Raw genomic sequence first — 16629 nt, forward strand, 5'->3', positions numbered from 1 at the left:
GGTCGCCGCGCATGATCTACGACTTCGTGATCGTCGGCGGGGGCTCTACCGGCGCGGTGTTGGCCGCCCGGCTGTCGGAGAACTCAGACGCCTCGGTGTTGCTGCTGGAGGCCGGGCCGATCGAGCCCGATCCCGAGGCCGACCGGCTAGGCGCGGTGGACTTCTCCCACACCGGGCGCGACTGGGGCTTTCAGGCCCGCACCTCCGGAGACGCCACTGCCCCCTACCCCCAGGGCCGAACCCTGGGCGGAGGGTCGTCGGTGAACGGGGGCGTGGCACTGCGGGGGATGCCCAGCGACTACGACGCCTGGGCCAGCCCCAACTGGAGTTGGGAGGCCATGGCCCCCTGCTTCCGGCGACTGGAAGACGACCCCCTCGGCGGCGACCTGCACGGAACAGGCGGCCCCATCCCCATCCGGCGGGCAGCCAAAGATGATTTGGTCGCCCCCCAGCAGCAACTCCTGGCTGCCGCTGAAGACAACGGGCTGACCTGGGTGGACGACCACAACGACGGAGTGTCGGAAGGCATCGGCCCGTCACCCCAAAATGTGGTGGACGGCGTGCGGGTGTCCACGGCTATGGGCTACCTCCGCCCGGCCGACGGGCGGCCCAATCTGGAAATCATCGGTGGGGCCTACGCCCACCACATCGTGATCGAGCGGGACCGGGCCACCGCGGTGGCCTATTCGCCTAGCGACGGCAGCCAGGAGCAGGCTCGGGGCCGGCACATCGTGGTGTGCGCGGGAGCGCTCAACACCCCCGCACTGCTCCTGCGCTCGGGCATCGGCCCGGTACGGGATCTGGAGGCGGTGGGCATTCGCTCTGTGGTCGACCTCCCCGGCGTGGGCGCCAACCTCATGGAGCATGTGGGGGCGTTCATCTTCGTGGTCCCGCCCGAGGGAGCGGTGACCACCGACATGGTGCAGCACCAGCTGCTCATCCGCTACAGCTCCCCGGAAAGCCCGGTAACCAACGACATGCAGATCGGCATGATGAACCACTGGGACCTGAGCCAGAACGAGCCTTTGGCCGAGGTCTGCGGCTCGGAGCTGATCTGGGGCATCTGCGCTGGCATCCAGGTCCCCCGGTCCCGGGGACGGCTGCGGGTGCTGTCGCCCGACCCTGGGCATCCGCCGGTGATCGACCTCAACCTTTTGGACAGCCCTGACGACATCGCCCAGCTCGTGCACGGCCTGCGCCTCTGCCACCGGTTGGCCACCCATGAGGCACTGTCGGAGAGGTTCGAGCGGGTGGCCGTTCTCGACGAGGCCGCCTTCGCCAACAGCGACGACGATGCCCTGGCCGACTACTCCCGACAGTTCAGCTTTCCCTGGTACCACGCCTCGGGCACCTGTCGGATGGGACCCGACCCCGACGCTGGCGACGTGGTGGACGACTTCGGCCGGGTCCACGGCATCGACCGCCTGTCGGTGTTCGACGCCTCCATCCTGCCGATGATCCCCCGGGCCAACACCAACTTGACCTGCATCGCCGTGGGCGAGCGGGCCGCGGAGCTGCTGCGATGAGCTTGGACCTCGCCATTCGAGGCGGCACGGTGATCGACGGCACCGGCGCACCAGGCCAACCGGCCGACGTCGGCATCGCCGGTGGGCGCATCGCCGAGATCAGTCCTCGGCTGAGCGACACCGCTGTCCGCACTATCGACGCCCAGGGTCTGGTGGTGGCCCCGGGATTTGTGGACATCCACACCCACTTGGACGCTGCCGTGCTGTGGGACGACACCCTCAGCCCGTCGCCCCTCCATGGCGTGACCACGGTTATCGGGGGCAATTGCGGGTTCACCGTGGCCCCTATCACCCCCGAGGCCCGCGACTATCTGCTGGCCATGCTGGCCCGGGTGGAGGGCATGCCCGCCGAGTCATTGGCCACCGGCCTGAACTGGGACTGGGGCACCACCGCAGAGTACCTAGACCGGACCGATCGGCCTCTGGCCGCCAACGCCGGATTCCTGGTGGGCCACTCCGCAATCCGCCGCACGGTAATGGGAGAGCGGTCCTCGGAGGCGGCCACCGCCGCCGACGTCGAGGCCATGGCCGGGCAACTGCGAGCCGGACTGACCGCCGGCGGGCTGGGGTTCTCCACTTCAACATCCAACACCCACCACGACGGCGATGGTCGGCCGGTCCCCTCCCGGGCCGCGAGCCGCGACGAGATAATTGCCCTGTGCCGGGCAGTCCAGGGCACCGCGGCCCCCGTGGTGGAGATCTCACCGGGTGTTGAGGGGTTCGATCCCGAGCTAGCCGAGCTCATGGCCGACATGTCCCTGGCCGCAGACAGACCCCTCAACTGGAATCCGGTGATCGTGGATGCGGCCACCGAAGCCGGGGGCTGGGACCGGCTCCGCATGTCGGACGCAGCCGCCGAACGGGGCGCCGAGGTGCTGGCCCTCACCATTCCGCTGGCCATCACCGCCCGCCACTGCCTGGCCACCCCGTCGGTGCTGGCCGCCCTGCCCGGCTGGGAGGATCCGATGGCCCTCCCCCACCACGAACGGCGGGAACTGCTGGCCGACCCCGTGCGCCGCCAGGAACTCGACCGATCGGCCCGGTCGGTGAAGATGCGCCTGTCCCACCTCGCCGACTGGGGCGCATATGTGATCGGCGAGGGGTTCAGCCTGCAGACCAAGCCGCTGGAGGGCCGCACCGTCGGAGATGTGGCCTCTGAGCGGGGTGTGAGCCCGTGGGACGCCCTGTGCGACATCGCGGTGGACGACGACCTGCGAACCGTGCTGGTGTCGTCGGCCAACGGGGCCGACCGAGCCGACTGGGAAGCCCGAGCCCGATTCTGGACTGACGACCGGGTGGTGATGGGGGCATCCGATGCCGGCGCCCACCTCGACCAACTCGACTTCTTCACCTATACCACCGGATCGCTGGCCGCGAGCCGCCAGTTCGGCTTGCTGAGCCTGGAGGAACACGTCCGACAGCTCACCGACGTCCCGGCCCGGCTCTACGGCCTGGCCGGGCGGGGCCGCATCGCCGAAGGCTGGCACGCTGATCTGGTGGTTTTCGACCCCGACACGGTGGCGCCGGGCCCGGTCCACACCCGATACGACCTACCCGCCGACGCTGGCCGGCTGTACGGCGAAGCCGTCGGAGTGGCCTCGGTGATCGTGAACGGTGCCGAAGTGGTCACCAATGGCCAATTCACCGATGCCCGGCCCGGGCATCTGCTGCGATCGGGGCGCGATACTGAACCGGTGACCCTGACGACTCGCCGCTCAACCCACAACAGCCAACGAGGAGCGCTATGAGCCCCACCGCCATGATGATCTCGTCCGACTCCCACATCATCGAACCCCCCGACCTGTGGACCGAGCGGGTAACTGCCGGGCCGATGGCCGAGCGGGTGCCGCAGGTGCGCCGCGAGCCCGGCGGCGACTGGTGGTACATCGACGGCCAGCGGTCCATGTCGTTTCTGGGCTTCCAGGCCGGCAACCGGTTCGACCAAGACCCCACCAAGCTCCGCATCGAAGCGTCGTTCGACGAGGTCCGCCCCGGGGCCTACGACCCCGAGAAGTTCATCGCCGACAACCGCACCGACGGGGTGGCCGCCTCGGTGATCTACCCCAGCGAGGCGCTGCTGGCCTACAGCATCCCCGACTCCGAGCTGTGCTCGGTGACCATGGCGGCCTACAACGACTTCATCGCCGATTTCTGCGCCTACGACCCGCAACGGCTGAAGGGCATCGCCCTCATCAACGTGGACGACGTTGACGAGGCCATCGCCGAGATGACCCGGTGCCGCAATATGGGCCTGTCCGGCGCGATGATCAGCGTGATGCCCCCGGCGGGCCAGGGCTACGACCACCCCCGCTACGAGCCCTTCTGGTCGGCCGCGGTCGACCTGGATGTCCCCCTGTCCATGCACGTGGCCACCGGTCGACACCTCGCCAGCGCCAGCGGCCAGACCAAAAACGATGTGAGGGTGGTGACGGAGGCCGCGTTCTACCTGCAAGACCACTTCGTACGGAAGTCGCTGGGCGAGATGATCTTCGCCGGGGTGTTCGAGCGCCATCCCCAGCTCAAGGTGGGATCGGTGGAACACGAGGTGGGCTGGATCCCGTTCTGGCTGTTCCAGATGGACTACTGCTACACCGACCGGCCGCTGCGGGGCGACTGGCACCGCTTCGCCGATCCCGACGCCCGTCCCAGTCACTACTTCAGCTCCAACTGCTTCGTGAGCTTCCAGGAGGACGCGGTGGGCGTGCGAGTGCGGGACACCTTCGGCACCCACACACTCATGTGGGGCTCCGACTACCCCCACACCGAGTCCACCTTCCCCCGGTCTCGGGAGGTGGTGGCCGAGACCCTGGCCGACGTGCCCGACGACGAGCAGCAGCTGATCGTGAGGGACAACTGCGCCACTCTCTACGGCTTCGACCTCGACCTTCTCGAAGCCGACCTATCGGGATAGCGGGATGCGCATCGCCTTCGGGACCGACGAGCCCACTGCCCTGACCGGCGCCATCAAACAGCATTTGGCCGACAGCGGCCACAACATCGTGGCGGCCGCGGCAGAGGGGGCGCCGTGGCCCGACGTCGGCCGAGCGGTCGGCGAGGCCGTGGTCGACGGCAGCGCCGAAATCGGGGTGGTGTGCTGCTGGACGGGAACCGGAGTGTCGATCGCAGCCAACAAGGTGCATGGGGTGCGGGCCGCCTTGTGTACCGATGCAGAGACCGCCCGCGGTGCCCGCCGCTGGAACGATGCCAACGTGCTGGCCCTGAGCCTGCGCCTCGTCTCCTCTGAGGTGGCCGCCGAGATGCTCGACGCCTTCCTGGGCACCGACCCCGACCCAGACGAGTCCCCCGAGATCGCCAAGCTCTCCTGATATGAGAGTCCGAATCGGTGTTGGCGTAGGAGGCGGGACGGCGTCGGGAGACCCCGAGGTGTTCGGCGCGGTAGTCGACGGACTGGAGCGGTTGGGGTTCGACTCGCTGTGGGTGGCCGAGCGGGCCAGCGGGCCAGCGCTGGACCCGGTGGTGGCCATGACCTTCGCAGCCGCCCGAACCACCCATCTCAAGTTCGGTCCCAGCGTGATGGTGCTGCCCGGCCGCAACCCGGTGCTGTTGGCCAAGACCATGGCCAGCCTCGATCGCATCTCCAACGGCCGGCTGCTGCCCGCGTTCGGGCTCGGGGTAGCCGACGCCGCCGAGCACCAGGCCTTCGGGGTGGCCCGCATGGACCGGGGGGCCTGGTTCAACGAGGCGCTGCCGCTGATGCGCCGGCTGTGGACCGAAGACGTGGTGGAGCACCATGGCCCCCGATTCCATCTCGACGCCGCCCGGGTGGACATCAAGCCGGTCCAGCAGCCTCTAGACGTGTGGATGGGCGGAATCGCCCCCTCCGAGCTCCGCCGGGTCGGCCGGCTGAGCGACGGCTGGCTGCCCTCGTTTGTCACTCCCGACGACGTGCGAGACGGAATCGCCGCCATCAAACAGCACGCCGACGAGGCCGAACGGGAAATCGACCCCGAGCACTACGGAGCACTTCTGACCTACACCGACGGCCCGCTACCTGACCGGTTCCTCGAGCTCATCAAGCTGCGCCAGTCCGACAAGAACCCCGCCGACCTAGTGGCGTCGAGCCGAAAAGAGCTGCGCCCCAAGATCGAGGCCTTCATCGAGACCGGCGCCTCCAAGTTCGTGGTCATGCCCCTGGGCGAACCACCGGACTGGAAAGAAGAGATCGAAGCCCTCGCCGACAACCTCCTGCCGTTGCAGGACTAAGGCGGCTACGAGCCCAAGGCCTGCTCCAAGTCGGCCAGCAGGTCGTCGGCGGTCTCGATGCCGACCGACAAGCGCACCAAGCCGGGGTCCACTGCTAGCGGCGAGTCGGCCACCGACAGGTGGGTCATGGTGGAGGGCTGCTCGATGAGCGACTCCACTGCGCCGAGAGACTCGGCTAGCCGGAACACCTTGGTGGCGCTCACCGCGGCCACCGCGGCGGCCTCTCCCCCGCCATGGATGAACGACACCATCCCGCCGGGGCGGCGCATCTGCTGAGCTGCGATCTCATATCCCGGGTGGTCGGGCAGGCCGGGAAACAGCACCCGGTCAACCGCGGGATGGCCGGCCAGAAACTCGGCCACCGCCTGCGCGTTGTCGCAGTGGCGGTCCATGCGCACCCCCAGCGTCTTGACTCCCCGCAGCAGCAGATAGCAGTCGAACGGGCTGGGCACCGCGCCCACCGCGTTCTGGACGAACGACAGCCGCTCGGCCAGATCATCCCGATTCACGGCGATAAACCCCCCGACCACATCGGAGTGGCCGCCCAGATACTTGGTGGTGGAGTGCACCACCACGTCGGCCCCCAACTCGAGGGGGTTCTGGAGGTAGGGCGTAGCAAAGGTGTTGTCCACCACCACGTCGACCCCTGACGCGTGGGCCATGTCGGCTACCGCAGCGATGTCCACCACGGCCAGCATGGGATTGGTGGGCGTCTCCACCCATATCTGGCGAGTCTCAGGGCGGATGGCTGCGCCCAGCGCGTCCAAGTCGGCCATGTCCACCGCCGACCACTCGATGCCCCGCTCGCCGTACACCCGGGCGATGAGCCGGAACGTGCCCCCGTAGGCGTCGGTCCCCAGAATCACGTGGTCGCCGGGGCGCATCATGCCGACCACCGCGTCCTCCGCAGCCATGCCGCTGGCGAATGCCATGCCGTGCTCGGCCCCCTCCAGCCCGGCCACGCACCGCTCCAGCGCCACCCGGGTGGGATTGGAAGTGCGGGCGTACTCGAATCCCTGATGCTGGCCCGGTGCGGCCTGCACAAAGGTGGTGGCCAGGTGGATGGGAACGGTGATGGCACCGGTGGCCTCGTCGGGCTCTTGGCCGACGTGGATGGCCCGAGTGTCGAAACCCCAGTTGTCGGAGGAGGAGCCGCTCATGACTCCGTGGCCGACGGGCCCGACGACAAGAAGCTCAGCACGTCGGTACTGGTCATCACCGCCCGGGGACGGCCGCCGTCGAGCACCAGCAGGGCTGGGGACCGCTCCAGTTTGGTCACTGCCAGCGCCACCGATTCGCCGATGCCGATCTGCTCCAGGGGGCGGCTCATCACGCTCTCCACCGGCTGGCCCAGCAGATCGCCATTGAAGGCCAACTCCATGAGCTGAAGCTCGTGGACCGATCCCATAACCTCGGCGGCGGCCAAGGGCATCTCCCCTTTGGCCACTGGCAGCTGGCTGACTCCGTGGTCGCGCATCCGGGTCACGGCCACGCTCACCGGATCGTCAGGGAACACGTACACCAGCGGCGGCAGCGCCCCCTCCTTGGCGTTGAGCACGTCCTTCACACAGGGGTGCTCGCCGATCAAAAAACCGTACGACGCCATCCAGTCGTCGTTGAACACTTTGGACAGATAGCCCCGGCCGGCATCGGGCAGCAATACCACCACCACATCATCGGGTCCGCAGTCTTGGGCCACCTCCAAGGCAGCGCACACGGCGGTTCCCCCCGATCCGCCGATCAGCAGCCCCTCCCGCCGGGTCACCAGCCGGGCCATGTCGAAGGAAGCCTGGTCGGAGATCGGGATCACCCGATCGACCACCTCGGGGTCGTAGGTCTCGGGCCAGAAGTCCTCGCCGATCCCCTCCACCAGGTAGGGCCGGCCCGACCCGCCGCTGAACACCGAGCCCTCAGGATCTCCGGCCACGATTTGGATATCGGGGTTCTGCCGTTTGAGGAAGCGCCCCACCCCGTTGAGCGTGCCGCCGGTGCCTGCCCCGGCCACGAAATGGGTGATGCGCCCGGCGGTCTGCTTCCACAGCTCCGGACCGGTGGTCTGCTCATGCGACAGGGGATTCACCTGGTTGAAGTACTGGTTGGGCCGGTAGGCACCGGGGGTCTCGGCCACCAGTCGCTCGGCGGTGGAGTAGTACGAATCAGGGTCTTCGGGATCCACCGCCACCGGGCACACCACCACCTCGGCGCCGTAGGCCCGCAGCAGCTGCACCTTCTCCGGGCTCACTTTGTCGGTCATCACGAAGATGCAGCGGTAGTCCCGCTGGGCGGCGACCAGGGCCAATCCCACGCCGGTGTTCCCCGAGGTGGGCTCGATGATGGTCCCGCCCGGCTTCAGCAGCCCATCGCGCTCGGCGGCATCGATCATGGCCACCGAGGGCCGGTCCTTCACGCTGCCGCCCGGGTTCAGCATCTCCAGCTTGGCCAGCACCTCACACGACACCCCCTCAGCGATGCGCCGCATCCGCACCAGCGGAGTGTCTCCAATGAGGTCGAGGATCGAGTCGGCGACCTCCACGCCCATAAGCTACCCGTTGCCATGAACCGGCCTCGCATCACACTTCCGAACGTCGCGGTGGAGCCCGAATGCTGGCGTCGGCCGGTGCTGGTCGACGCGGTGGTCGCCGGAGGGGGCGCGGTGTCGGCCCCCGCCGGGGCCGAGGCCTTGGTGTGGGCGGAGCCCGCCGCCCCCGAGCTCTTGCCCGGGGTGCTGGAGGATGGACCGGGCATCGGGTGGGTGCAGCTCCCCTACGCCGGCATCGAGAACTTGACCCATCTGCTGGACCGAGACCACCACTGGACCTGCGGCAAGGGGGTGTACGCCGAGCCGGTGGCCGAGCATGCGCTGATGCTGGCCCTGGCCGGCCTGCGGGGAATGGGGAGCTTCGCCCGGGCCCGCAGCTGGATGCCACCGCAGGGCCGCAACTTGCTGGGCGGCCGGGTAACGGTGCTCGGCGGCGGCGGCATCACCGAATCGCTGGTCCGCCTGCTGGAACCGTGGGACTGTCAGATCACCGTGCTGCGCCGCCATCCTGCACCCATGGAGGGCGTCGAACGGGTGGTCGGCCCCGAAGATCTGCACGACGCCCTCCGCGACGCCGATGTTGTGGTGGTGGCGCTGGCGCTGACTCCCGAGACCGCCGGCATCATCGACGCCGCCGCGCTCGACGCCATGGCCGCCCATGCCTGGCTGATCAACGTGGGCCGGGGCGGCCATGTGGTCACCGACGATCTGGTGGAAGCGCTGACCGCCGGGGCCATCGGCGGTGCCGGGTTGGATGTGACCGACCCCGAGCCCCTCCCCGACGGACACCCCCTGTGGAGCATGGACAACTGCCTCATCACCCCCCATGTGGGCAACACCCCCGAGATGGGACTGAAGCTCCTCGCCCGCCGGGTCACTGAGAACGTCCGGCGCTACATCGCCGGCGAGGAGCTGCTCGGCCCCGTGGACGTCGACCTCGGCTACTGAGCCGTTACGGTCCGACGATTCGCTCGAATCGGGCGTAGGGGTCTTGGATGGTGATCACCCTCATGGGACGCCCGATCGCCGCGTGGACGCGGGAGCCGAAGGTGACGGGGCCGGCAACCAGATCTTCGGCATCGAACCGCTCCATTTGGACGGCCACCACGGCGGGATCGGTGGTTCCGGCCCGCTCGACCGCCCGCACATAGGCCTCCACAGCGTCGTGCCCGGTGACCGCTCGACCGTCTCGGGCTCGATGGCCGGTCACCGCGAAATAGTCGGCGAGCAACTGGCGAACTTCGGGGCTGGGATCGGGGGAGTCGGTGTAGACCGAGGCGTAAGAGAGCATGGTGAAGTCGCCGACGCCGGGAACATGGCCCAGCCAATGATCGCCGTCCATGGTGGAGCTGGCGAAAATGGGCTGGACGATGCCCGCGCCGCGGATCGGCGCCAGGATCTCGGGGGCCACCAGCCTGGTCCCGCAGAACACGATGGCCTCAGTGCTGGAGCCGGCCAGCCCCGACAAGATGGGCTCTAATAGGCCGGGATCGGTCGGCTGATAGCGGTACAGGCCGGATATCCGGCCTGCGAAGCCCTGCTCGAAGGCCTCGCAGACTGCCACCGCCTCAGTACTGGTCTGATCGATGATCACCGTCGCATCAGTGAGACCCCGCTCGGCGACCAGCGAGACCAAGATCTCCGCTTCAGTGCTCACCGGCGTGCCCAATGAGAAGACCCGTTCTCCCAGCTCTCCGGAAATCCAGATGTCGTCGGTTCCACAGGGGCTGATCACCAGAGTGCCCGAGCTCTCCAGCGCGTTGAGGGCGGGTTGGGCGAAGACGGCATCGCACGTCATCAACACCAGGTCGACGCCGTCCAGGAGAAGCTGTTCCGCCCCTCGGTGCATCGAGGACATCTCGGTGTGGCTGTCAAAGTGGCGAAGCACCACCGGACGTCCCAGCAGGCCGCCGGCCTCGTTCAACGCGTCAATCCGGTTCTGGGCGGCCACCAGAGCCGGCTCGTCGTAGTCGGCCAGGAACCCGGTGGTGGCCATGAGCGCGCCGATCACGATGGCGTCGTCGGGCAGCGGTGCGCCGGCGAACGTCGCGGTGGGGGTGGGAGAGCTCTGGACGGCCGGCTGTCCCTCTTCCTCGGTCATGGGGGCAGAGCTGATGACCGTTCCCTCGCTGAACAGCCCGCAGCCGGTGCAGGCCAACAGCACCAGCACGGCCAGGAGCACTGGCCTTGCGCCGGACGGCATCACACTCACATTTTAAGGTCGCGGAAGGGAACGCCCTTGTCGGCTCGCGGCTCGCGGGGCAACCCGAGAATGCGTTCGCCGATCACATTGCGCTGGATTTCTGGAGTGCCCCCGCCGATCTTGTGGGCGAAATGGCCGACCATCTGCCACACCCAACTGTCGTCGTTCAACATCGCCTCCGGTCCCAGCAGCTCCATGGCCGTTTGGCTGGTGTCGCGGATGTGGTCGCCGGCCAGGATCTTGGTGATCGAGGCCTCCGGGCCGATCTCGGTGCCCTGGCTCAATGCGGTGTACACCCGCATGCCCAGGTAGCGGAGCACTTCCGACCTGATCCACGCTTCGGCCAGGGATTGGCGAACCGCCGGATCGCCGTCTTGGTCCTTGCGGCGGGCCAGTTCCACCAAAGCGGGGACGTCCACCCGGGACGACTGGGCGCCCACCGCGGCGCGCTCGCTGTTCAAGGTGGTCTGGGCCACCGCCCAGCCGTTGTTGACCCCGCCGATCACATTCTCGGCTGGGACTCGCACATCGTCGAAGAAGGTCTCGTTGAACTCGGCCCCTCCGGTTATCTGGCGCAGGGGCCGCGGCTCCAAGCCCTCCGTGTCCATCTCCACAAAGAAATAGGTAAGGCCTTGGTGCTTGGGCACATCCGAATCGGTGCGGGCCAACAGGATGCCCCAGTCGGCCAGATGGGCGTAGGAGTTCCACACCTTTTGGCCGTTGACCACGAACTCGTCGCCGTCTCGGACCGCCCGGGTCTGGAGCCCGGCCAAATCGGAGCCGGCGTTGGGCTCGCTGAACAGCTGAGCGAACACCATCTCCCCCCGGCGGATCGGGTCCAAGAATCGCCTCTTCTGCTCATCGGTGCCCCACGCCATGAGCGTGGGAGCAGCCATGTCGAGCGCAGCCATGAATATCGACATCACGACGCCGTAGCGGCTCTGCTCCTCTTCGAAGATGATGGCCTCCATGGTGGAGGCCCCCCGCCCCCCGTGCTCTGTCGGCCAGTCCAGACAAGCCCAGCCATCGGCGGCCAGCCGCGCTTGCCAGGCTCGGGCTCGACCGGCCATTTCCTCCTCTCGGCCCGCGTTGATGCCCGGATTGAACATCTCATTGAACGCCTCCGGCGAGCCTTTGGCCGGCGCATTGGCCTCCAGCCAGGATTGGGCCTCAGCCCGAAACGCTGCTTCTGCGGGGGTGTCGCCGAAATCCACGGGGACAGGGTAAGTCGATTACGGGCGAACCAGCACTTTGCACCGGTCCTCTACCCCTGTGCCGCTTCCAATTCCTGCTCTACTCGGGCGATCTCAGCCCGGTACCACCCGGCCTCCTGAAAGTTGCGCAGGCCGAATTGCTCCCCCATCGATCGGAGGGCAGCGAGCTTGGCCGACAGCGCCCCTACGTGGACGGCGTCGGCGGCCAGAACCATGTCGGCCAAATGCAGGGCTTCGAGTAGCTCACCGGCGGCCAGCCGCTGCTCTGAGCGGGCCACCAGGGCATCGGACCCGGCCAGGTCCACCACATCGGGGTAGACCGCCTCAGGAGACGTGGCGTAGAGATCAGCGGTGGACCGATAGGTGAACCAACCGGCCAGCCCCTCCCAGATGGCCCGGACGCCCCAGTCCACCCGGCCGTAGGTCTCATTCAGGGGAGAGTCGTCGGGAAGGCGGATCTCCTTCATGAGCGTGAAGGGGTCCTTGCCCTCGTTCATTCCGTCGATCACCTGGTCCCACACCCAGGCCACCCCGTCGTGCATGCGGGTGAGCACGTCTCGGACCTGATCTTGGCCCACAACCGGCTCGAAGTGTCCGGCCAGGGCAATCTCCGGCTCAAGGTCGCGAACCTCGCGAAGCGACTCCATATATTGCTGAGCGTCGCGGTAGGGCTCGCCCCTCAAGGTGAACAGGTTGGGGAAGGCGTCGATTATCGGACCCCAAAGGTCGCCCACGAAAGCGGCCCGCAGTTCGGGAACCCACACCGTGAGCCCGTCGGGGCCCTCCGCTCCGGGGGTGTGCATCACCTCGAAGGTGAGATCGCCCACTCGAAGGGTGTGGGAGCGGTCGACCACGATGTCGGCCTCTATCGGCGGGGTGGGCTCCACCCGGCCGGATTCGGTGCGGAGGTTCATGGCCGCCCCCCACAAGATCTTGGCCCGATCCACCCGGAACTGGGTCAGCCGGCGGTACTGCTCATCGCGCTGGAGGCACAGGCGGTGGGCCACCACTTGGGCGCCCTCCCGGGACCAGAGCCGGTGACCGCCGATGTGATCCTCGTGGGCGTGGGTCAAAACGATGTAGCGCACCGGGTTGCCGGGCGCGGCCGAGAGCTGGCGATAAAAGCGGCGGGCGTCGCCGGCCAGTCCGGCATCGATCATCACGCTGCCCTCAGGGGTGGCCACCTTGTAGGCGTTGGCCGTGCCCTCCGCCATCCAAATCCGGTCGGCTACCTCGGTTGCCGTCTCGGGGCCATCCCTCCCAATCAGCTCCGAGACCCGCTCGTCAGCCATCAGTCATCAACCCAAACCCAGCGACCCGGGCGAATCTCCACGCCCTCGGGGTGCTCATGGCACTGCACATCCAGATGAATGGGCAGCAGGTACCGCATGTAGAAGGCATGGACGGTCACGGTGGGCATTACGAGGTCGTCGTAACGCTTTATCTCCACCCGGGGGTCCTTCTCCTGCCAGGCTTCGCATTTGGCCAGGCAAGTGTCGACCTCGTCCCGGGTGTCGAACAGCAAACCGAGATGGTCGAACGGCGGGGGGGTCATCGGCTCCTTGTGCTCGGCTAGCAGGATGAATTGGCTGGTGGCAGGATCAGTGGACAACAGCAGCGCGGTCTGCTTGAGGATCTGGGTGTCCCTGGCGGTCCAGCCGAACACATCGCCGTAGAACTCGCGCACCTCCGCCCGATAGTCGTCGGTCAATGTCCCCAGCGGAAGCGTCAGCTCCATGTGGTTGAAGCGCATTTTGGCCATGCCGCAGCGTAGCCTGAGGCGATGTTGCGATCTTCAGCCGCCAAGCTGCTCTGGTCGATTCTGCTGGTTCTGGCCCTGGTGGCCGGGGCTTGCGGCAACGACGACGACAGAGGAACCACCGAGCCAGCACCCGTGGCCACGGCCACCGCCGAGGCCACATCGGCCCCCACCGAAGCCCCCGCGCCGGAACCCACCGCAGAACCCGAACCCACCGCAGAGCCAACCCCCGAGGCAACGCCCGCCCCCACCGAAGCCCCCGCGCCGGAACCCACCGCAGAACCCGAACCCACCGCTGAACCAACCCCCGAGGCAACGCCCGCCCCTGAACCCGACACCCATCCATCAGGGTTGGACGTCGGCGCCATCAATGCTGCGGCGGCCGACTGGATGGAAGCGGCAGGAATCCCCGGGCTGGTCTTGGCCGTGGCCCATGGAGACGAGGAGCCGTGGACGTTCGGCTGGGGTGTGAGCGATGTCGTCACCGAAGAACCCATGACGCCGGGCCAATATGTCCGCATCGGATCGGTCACCAAGCCGGTCACCACGGTGGCGGTGCTGTCGCTGGTGGAAGAAGGCCTCCTCGACTTGGACACGCCGGTCACCGCCTACCTGGGCGACGACTGGTACGGCACATATGAGCACGGCCCCGACATCACCCTCCGGCACCTCATGGGCCACACCGCCGGATTCGTGGAGTACGCCTTCGATCCGGGGTTCTTCATCCTGGCCTCCGCCCGGTTGAGCGTGCCCATCACCCCGGGGGAGATTGTGCGGTTCACCACCACATATGGCCCGGTGGCCGACTTTGAAATCGAGTACAACTACAGCACCGCGGGACACGTGATCGCGGGGATGATCATCGAGGCGGTCACCGGCAATCCTGCCCATGTTGAGATTCGGTCCCGCGTGCTCGAGCCGCTCGGTTTGCAAAACACCTATCTTCCCCCCGGCGAGCTGCCACCAGTGCCAGTGGCCAACAGCTACAACGGAGGTCTTCTATATTCCGCTTTCTCCTCGTTGACCAGAGTTCCCGACGAAGCCCGGCACAACTACTTGGGCAACGACTACATCTCCACCAATAGCTATTCCCAAGAGCTCCTGCAGACGGCCGGATGGACGGGCGGGGGAATCGAGACCTTGATCGGCGACGTCCCGACGATGTTCCGAGGGCTGTTCGCCGGAGGCCTGATCAGCGATGAATCCCTTGCTGAGATGACGACCCCGAGCGTGAATCCCGGCTATGGCCTCGGAGTGGGCATTGACGACATCGACGGTCGACTGGCCTATAGCCATGGTGGCGGAACGCCGGCATTCAGCACCCGAGTGATCTACTTCCCCGAGCTAGACCTGACGTTGGCGGCAAACGCCAACGTGTTGCCTCCTGAACCCGGCGTGGGCGAGTTGATGGACGTCCTGATCCCGATCGTGATGGAGAGCTGGGGATTAGCCGGCTAATGAGCCTGACCGCCTGGAATGAGGCTGCGACGCAGGTCACCGCGCCGGGCCAGCTGTTCTCATGGTCGGTAAAAGAGGTGAACGGCGTCCCCCTGCGGATTTTCGACAACGCGCCCGATTCCATGCGGGACCTCTTCGTCGGCACCGCGGCCCACGGGGAGGCCGACTACCTGGTATTCCGCGACGAGCGCCTGTCGTATACCGAGGTCCATCGCCAAGCGAGGGCCCTGGCCTCCTGGCTATCGGAACACGGCGGGGTGGGTCCGGGCGACCGGGTGGCCATCTCCATGCGCAACTACCCCGAGTGGATCATCACCTACTGGGCGGTGATTTCAATGGGCGCCGTGGTGGTGGGCATGAACGCGTGGTGGACTGCGGCGGAGATGGCCTACGGCCTCGACGACAGCCAACCGGCCGTGCTGGTGATCGACGGCGAGCGCTGGAAGCGCTTGGATTCCCTTGAGAACCGGCCAGAGATCCCGGTGGTCGTGACTCGGTGCGACGACAGCTTGCCTGACGACATCGTCCGCTGGGCCGACACGGTGGACAACCCCGGCCCGCCCGAGCTTCCCGACGTGGACATCGAACCCGACGACGACCTGTGCGTGTTCTACACCTCGGGCACCACCGGCTTCCCCAAGGGGGCGGTGATGACCCATCGGGCCGCGGTCCACAACGTGATGAACATGGGCTTCTACTCGGCGGCGCTAGGCATGATCAACGAGAAGGAGTCCGTCCCCCGAGACCAGCGCGACCAACCGGCCGGCCTGGTGTGCGTGCCGCTGTTCCATGTCACCGGGTGCAACTGCTACCTGCACCCCACCACCACCGTGGGCGGGAAGCTGGTGCTCATGTACCGCTGGGACGCCACCGAGGCTCTGAAGCTCATCGACGCCGAGCGGCCCAGCACCCTGGCCGCGGTGCCGGCCATGTCTCGGGAGATCGTGATGCATCCCGACTTCGACCGCTACGACACCTCCAGCCTGGGCTCGCTGGGGGGCGGGGGCTCGCCGCTTCACCCCGATCTGGTGGACAAGATCTCCCGGTCGATCCCCAGCGGCAACCCCGGCACCGGCTACGGCCTGACCGAGACCAGTGGCGTGGTCACCATGAACATCGGCCAGATCTACAAGGGCAAGCCCACCACCGTGGGCCAGCCCCTGCCCACCGTCGAGGCCAAAGTGGTGGACGACAGCGGCACCGAACTGCCGCCCGGCCAGCCGGGAGAGCTGCTGGTGCGGTCCCCCATCGTCATCCGGGGCTATCTCAACAAGCCGGGGGCCACCGCCGAGGCCATTGTCGACGGCTGGCTGCACACCGGCGACGTCGCGGTCATCGACGAGGACGGGTTCATCGCCATCGTGGACCGGGCCAAGGACCTGGTGATCCGAGGCGGTGAGAACATCGCCTGCGCCGAGGTGGAGAACGCCATCTACCAGCACGACGCAGTAGCCGAGGCCATCGTGTTCGCCATTCCCGACGAGCGCCTCGGTGAGGTCCCCGGCGCCGCGGTGGTGCTGCGCCCCGGCGGCGAGCTCGACGCCGCCGGGTTGCGGGCCCACCTCGAGGGCCGTCTGGCCCCCTACAAGATCCCCGCCCACATCTGGTTCCTCGACACCCCCCTGCCCCGCAACGCGTCTGGCAAGTATCTGAAGCGCCAAGTACGCGATGAACTGCTGTCGTCTTAGGCGACAGAACCCCCCTGC

Annotated in this window: 14 protein-coding genes; 8 read left to right on the top strand and 6 right to left on the bottom strand. The window is 67.4% G+C overall.

What is annotated here, in order from left to right:
* The first annotated feature begins 11 nt into the window (after positions 1 to 11).
* From ACOGI7_RS10180 to ACOGI7_RS10200, 5 genes are read left to right on the top strand one after another with little or no spacing between them, the layout of a single operon-like run.
* Positions 12 to 1526: a GMC family oxidoreductase gene (locus ACOGI7_RS10180; RefSeq protein WP_419848649.1), complete on the top strand. Its 1515-nt coding sequence runs from the start codon at positions 12 to 14 to the stop codon at positions 1524 to 1526.
* On the top strand, positions 1523 to 3274 hold the full coding sequence (locus ACOGI7_RS10185) for an N-acyl-D-amino-acid deacylase family protein (RefSeq protein WP_419848650.1): 1752 nt from the start codon (positions 1523 to 1525) through the stop codon (positions 3272 to 3274). Before ACOGI7_RS10180 ends, ACOGI7_RS10185 begins: the two co-directional genes overlap by 4 nt.
* A complete protein-coding gene (locus ACOGI7_RS10190; protein WP_419848651.1) occupies positions 3271 to 4437 on the top strand; it encodes an amidohydrolase family protein in 1167 nt (388 codons plus the stop codon). The genes ACOGI7_RS10185 and ACOGI7_RS10190 overlap by 4 nt, the downstream gene beginning before the upstream one ends.
* A 4-nt stretch (positions 4438 to 4441) precedes the next feature.
* Positions 4442 to 4852 (top strand): RpiB/LacA/LacB family sugar-phosphate isomerase, encoded by a 411-nt coding sequence (locus tag ACOGI7_RS10195; RefSeq protein WP_419848652.1) that lies wholly within the window; start codon positions 4442 to 4444, stop codon positions 4850 to 4852.
* A gap of 1 nt (position 4853) precedes the next feature.
* A complete protein-coding gene (locus ACOGI7_RS10200; protein ID WP_419848653.1) occupies positions 4854 to 5750 on the top strand; it encodes an LLM class flavin-dependent oxidoreductase in 897 nt (298 codons plus the stop codon).
* 5 nt (positions 5751 to 5755) lie between these two features.
* Here ACOGI7_RS10200 and ACOGI7_RS10205 read toward each other — a convergent pair whose 3' ends face one another.
* Both ACOGI7_RS10205 and ACOGI7_RS10210 read right to left on the bottom strand, forming a co-directional pair.
* Positions 5756 to 6910, bottom strand: coding sequence for a cystathionine gamma-synthase (locus ACOGI7_RS10205; RefSeq protein ID WP_419848654.1), 1155 nt, complete (start codon positions 6908 to 6910; stop codon positions 5756 to 5758).
* Positions 6907 to 8283, bottom strand: a complete 1377-nt coding sequence (locus ACOGI7_RS10210; protein ID WP_419848655.1) for a cystathionine beta-synthase — start codon at positions 8281 to 8283, stop codon at positions 6907 to 6909. Before ACOGI7_RS10210 ends, ACOGI7_RS10205 begins: the two co-directional genes overlap by 4 nt.
* A 21-nt stretch (positions 8284 to 8304) precedes the next feature.
* On the opposite strand from ACOGI7_RS10210, the gene ACOGI7_RS10215 reads away from it, so the two are divergent.
* On the top strand, positions 8305 to 9237 hold the full coding sequence (locus ACOGI7_RS10215; protein ID WP_419848656.1) for a D-isomer specific 2-hydroxyacid dehydrogenase family protein: 933 nt from the start codon (positions 8305 to 8307) through the stop codon (positions 9235 to 9237).
* A gap of 4 nt (positions 9238 to 9241) precedes the next feature.
* Here ACOGI7_RS10215 and ACOGI7_RS10220 read toward each other — a convergent pair whose 3' ends face one another.
* The 4 genes from ACOGI7_RS10220 to ACOGI7_RS10235 are packed head-to-tail and all read right to left on the bottom strand — an operon-like array spanning position 9242 to position 13468.
* Positions 9242 to 10492 (bottom strand): ABC transporter substrate-binding protein, encoded by a 1251-nt coding sequence (locus ACOGI7_RS10220; RefSeq protein WP_419851496.1) that lies wholly within the window; start codon positions 10490 to 10492, stop codon positions 9242 to 9244.
* Positions 10493 to 10497: 5 nt separating this feature from the next.
* Positions 10498 to 11706: an acyl-CoA dehydrogenase family protein gene (locus tag ACOGI7_RS10225; protein WP_419848657.1), complete on the bottom strand. Its 1209-nt coding sequence runs from the start codon at positions 11704 to 11706 to the stop codon at positions 10498 to 10500.
* A gap of 50 nt (positions 11707 to 11756) precedes the next feature.
* The gene (locus tag ACOGI7_RS10230; protein WP_419848658.1) at positions 11757 to 12998 is read right to left on the bottom strand and encodes an MBL fold metallo-hydrolase; all 1242 of its coding nucleotides are present in this window, start codon (positions 12996 to 12998) and stop codon (positions 11757 to 11759) included.
* Positions 12998 to 13468 carry a VOC family protein gene (locus ACOGI7_RS10235; protein ID WP_419848659.1) on the bottom strand — a complete coding sequence of 157 codons (471 nt, stop codon included), beginning with the start codon at positions 13466 to 13468 and terminating at the stop codon, positions 12998 to 13000. Before ACOGI7_RS10235 ends, ACOGI7_RS10230 begins: the two co-directional genes overlap by 1 nt.
* Before the next feature lie 21 nt (positions 13469 to 13489).
* On the opposite strand from ACOGI7_RS10235, the gene ACOGI7_RS10240 reads away from it, so the two are divergent.
* Both ACOGI7_RS10240 and ACOGI7_RS10245 read left to right on the top strand, forming a co-directional pair.
* Positions 13490 to 14923 carry a serine hydrolase gene (locus ACOGI7_RS10240; protein ID WP_419848660.1) on the top strand — a complete coding sequence of 478 codons (1434 nt, stop codon included), beginning with the start codon at positions 13490 to 13492 and terminating at the stop codon, positions 14921 to 14923.
* Entirely contained in the window at positions 14923 to 16611 is a 1689-nt protein-coding gene (locus tag ACOGI7_RS10245) for a class I adenylate-forming enzyme family protein (RefSeq protein WP_419848661.1), read from the top strand. Before ACOGI7_RS10240 ends, ACOGI7_RS10245 begins: the two co-directional genes overlap by 1 nt.
* Positions 16612 to 16629 lie beyond the last annotated feature (18 nt).

Origin of the sequence: Candidatus Poriferisocius sp., assembly GCF_965204145.1 — a bacterium.
Lineage (GTDB): Bacteria > Actinomycetota > Acidimicrobiia > Acidimicrobiales > Bin134 > Poriferisocius.